Source organism: Butyricicoccus sp. Marseille-Q5471 (assembly GCF_951230135.1).
In the GTDB taxonomy this organism is placed as follows: Bacteria; Bacillota; Clostridia; order Oscillospirales; family Butyricicoccaceae; genus Agathobaculum.
In genome coordinates this window covers 1-3206 of the sequence record NZ_CATNVC010000032.1, presented here as the reverse complement: position 1 = coordinate 3206, position 3206 = coordinate 1, and the positions used below count along the sequence as shown (strand labels likewise).

The following is a 3206-nucleotide window of genomic DNA, read 5'->3' as shown; positions in this document are numbered from 1 at the left end:
CTTGAATATGGTATCGGACTACCCGCTTCTTTGTCTCTTCGGTAAAGTGTCCCATTGGCTCTCTCCTTTGCTTTCTTCTACTATACTACTTTAGAGAGCGGTGTTACAACTTTACTATACCAGGACAGTTAAAACGTTGATAGGAGATTATCGAATGGGTAAAATAGCTACTCCACAAATTATTACAGAGCAGATTATGGAGCTGTGTCAATCTATATCTGAATATCAACCTATATATGTTCCAGTAAAAGCAAGTTCAAATAGTCGTTTTAATGAGTGCTTTCCGAACGTCGCTGAATATGTTAAAGAATATGGTGGTCAAAGCGTATTCGGTAGATGCATTTGGCAAAGAGCAAACGTTTTAATCGAAGCAGAAGCACATGCTGTGTGGAAGTCTCCAAATGGTAATTTAATAGACATTACTCCTCACATCAATGATGAAAAGTCGATCTTGTTTTTAATCGAACCCCAGATGGTGTATGGAGGTAATATAATACCCAGTATCCGAAAAGAATTGACTTCATCCCCGTTAGTGGCAGAATTTATTTCTCTCTTTAATGAACGTGACCAAATAGCTGCAGAGTCCAATGGTAATACATACACATTAACAACCACGATGTTTAAAAGAATGTATGAAATAGAGGTGTTATTGAATCAGAAGGTTGGTCGTAATGATCCATGTCCATGCCAATCTGGAATTAAGTATAAAAAATGCTGTGGTCAGTATAAAGCATAAAGAAGTGATTGTTCACATGGACAATAGTTATGTATTATGAAGATGCAAATAATATAGTGCTTAATATTGATTTAGAAAAAATACTACTCCAGAAAGGAGGGGATGAAAAATGGTATTGTCAGAAAAACTGAAGAGTCTCATACAGAGTATTGCTACAACGCCAGAGTTCTGGAAAATCAATTATTACTTACGGTCAATGAAAAAAGCGCCCCACGGCGGTGTTTTTAGTATTAGATATCCTAATACATTTCTAAAATATTACTCGGTACCTACATATCTGTTTTTTACACCTAATGCCGAAATCCCGGCTCCTGTGTTGGATGCAGCTGATAAATTTCGTGTGATGATTAATGCTGCAGATGTTGATGCTGAAGAATTATTGCGGTATTGTCTAAGTATTGACCCTGATGATCTAGGGAATCCTCATAATGGGAGTCGGATGTATATAGCCACTTGCGGTAAGATAATAACTTATGCCGGTCGCAACAAGATGGAGCATATGGTCGCTGCTTCTAACGCCATCGAAGGGAAAATAAGCTATTTGGGCAACTTCCATATTGATGAGGAACGCCTTGTTTTTCTCTTTATTTTCACGCTTATGGAAAGCTTTGCTCACAGGATTCATGATATAGATGAGATCGTAAATTATGAAAAACTGATATTGCCTATTGATAAATATGGCCTGAGTGATGTGACAGATGCGGAATTTGAACGGCAAGGGTTCAGGGTGAATGATAAATACTATCTTTACAATATTTTCCTTGATACATCGATAGGGGGTCCTGTATCCGATGTGCCTAAAACTATTGAGATAATTCAGAGAATAAAGCCACCTGTGCAGATACTTACACGGTGCGACGAAAATCTCGCAGTACCCTATTCACGAATGGTTAGCACGGCTACAGTGGATTTTCAAAAATGGCGTGGCATTACACTAAACTTCGATAATATCACTGAGCAGATGAAGAGCGGCAAAGAAACTATAGTACATTTCGATCCTCAAACGCTACATAAAATCTTTGTTTACATCAAGCGCGGAGCTGATGAAACTGGGGCAGAGTTCTACCATGTGAATGTCGAACAACTCTGGAATCCTGATATATTTGTAGACGCTGAGCAAGTAATCATGACTAATTATATTCACGGGACATACTATCCGGCGAGTGAGACATTTGAGCATATAGACTTTTCTGTAAACCAGTACGGCAGAGAAATCTTTGAAGCTAAATATCGCGATGCAGAAAAGTTGACCGGTGTTTCCATCGGAGTATACGGAAATATGCATTACAAGATATGGTGCGCCAGGGGCAGCAATCTCGTACCTACGGTGTGGGCTGACCTTGTATGCGCATCACTTGATGTGCCATTCCGAAATATTTTCATGGAGACAATTGGCGGTACTTATACAGAGGATTTAATTTAAACATTTTTATACGCGAAGGTTGTATTTTTTTATGTATGCATTAATTATTCTATTGCCTACGCCAAGGAAAAAATGCGCCTTTCTAAAATCGGATTCACAGCATCTACACATGTGGAGACGTGCGTACTTTTATCCCACAAAAACCCACAAACATCTCCACCATCTTTATAAACAGGAAAATTGAATAAAATAGACTTCAAAGGCAATTCAGCCTCGTCACATGGGAAAATCTCTATTTCTTTGATTAACGAAGAAATCAGAGATTTTTTCTCTTCTTCGCTGATTTTATCATATACCTTATCAAAGTTTTCCAGTAGGGTGTAGATGTTTTCCAGTGTGATGGCATCTTGCTCCACGGCTTTGCGGCGCAGCTTTACATCTTCAATTTTTTCTTCAAGCTCTGCGATGGTGTCATACAGTCCATCAAGGCGAAGGGTCATATCGTGGAGCTTGCGTTCTCTAAAACGAGTATCTTCCGGCAGACTGTCAATTTCATTTTCAAGACGAGTTTTATTGAGTTCCACTTCTCTAAGTTTATTCTCATAGTTTTTAAGTTCTCTGTTTAAAGTGGAAGTATCAATTTCCTTGCCGATTCTTGATTTGATTTCTGCCGCAAAATCCTGATTTTTAATCAGCTCTCTGATAGCCTCAATGACAAGCGGTTCAATGTCGGTTTTTTTGAGCATAGCTTTATAGTCACAGCTTTTTCCCCGTGCGGTGCGAGCCTTGCTGCACACATAATAGTAAATCTCTTTATATGTACCGTCCTTGTTTGTCCAAGCGTGTTTATTGGTGTACATCGGGCCACCGCATTTCGGGCATTTTAAAATACCACTTAATAAGTGTGCCCTGTCCCGACCAATTTTGGACGGGGATTTAATGCCTGTTAATTCTCGTTTTTCATGTGCTTCATTCCATAGTTGTAAATGGTAAGATAAAGTACACACTTTTCAGCCAATAGAACTGCACAGTTTTTCGACACATAAAGTGCACAGTTTTTCGCCAAGACTGCACAACCTCCGAGGAGTTGGTAAAATGAAGCCAGCC

General features: G+C 39.1%; 3 protein-coding genes. 2 read left to right on the top strand and 1 reads right to left on the bottom strand.

Annotated elements, in window-relative coordinates:
• Positions 1-154: 154 nt before the first annotated feature.
• Together QOX26_RS14225 and QOX26_RS14220 are read left to right on the top strand one after the other, a co-directional pair.
• A complete protein-coding gene (locus QOX26_RS14225) occupies positions 155-736 on the top strand; it encodes a YecA family protein (RefSeq protein WP_283675625.1) in 582 nt (193 codons plus the stop codon).
• A gap of 109 nt (positions 737-845) precedes the next feature.
• On the top strand, positions 846-2159 hold the full coding sequence (locus QOX26_RS14220; RefSeq protein WP_283675624.1) for a hypothetical protein: 1314 nt from the start codon (positions 846-848) through the stop codon (positions 2157-2159).
• Between the two features lie 56 nt (positions 2160-2215).
• On the opposite strand, the gene QOX26_RS14215 is transcribed toward QOX26_RS14220, so the two are convergent.
• Positions 2216-3106 carry a recombinase zinc beta ribbon domain-containing protein gene (locus QOX26_RS14215; RefSeq protein ID WP_442870240.1) on the bottom strand — a complete coding sequence of 297 codons (891 nt, stop codon included), beginning with the start codon at positions 3104-3106 and terminating at the stop codon, positions 2216-2218.
• Between the last annotated feature and the right edge of the window lie 100 nt (positions 3107-3206).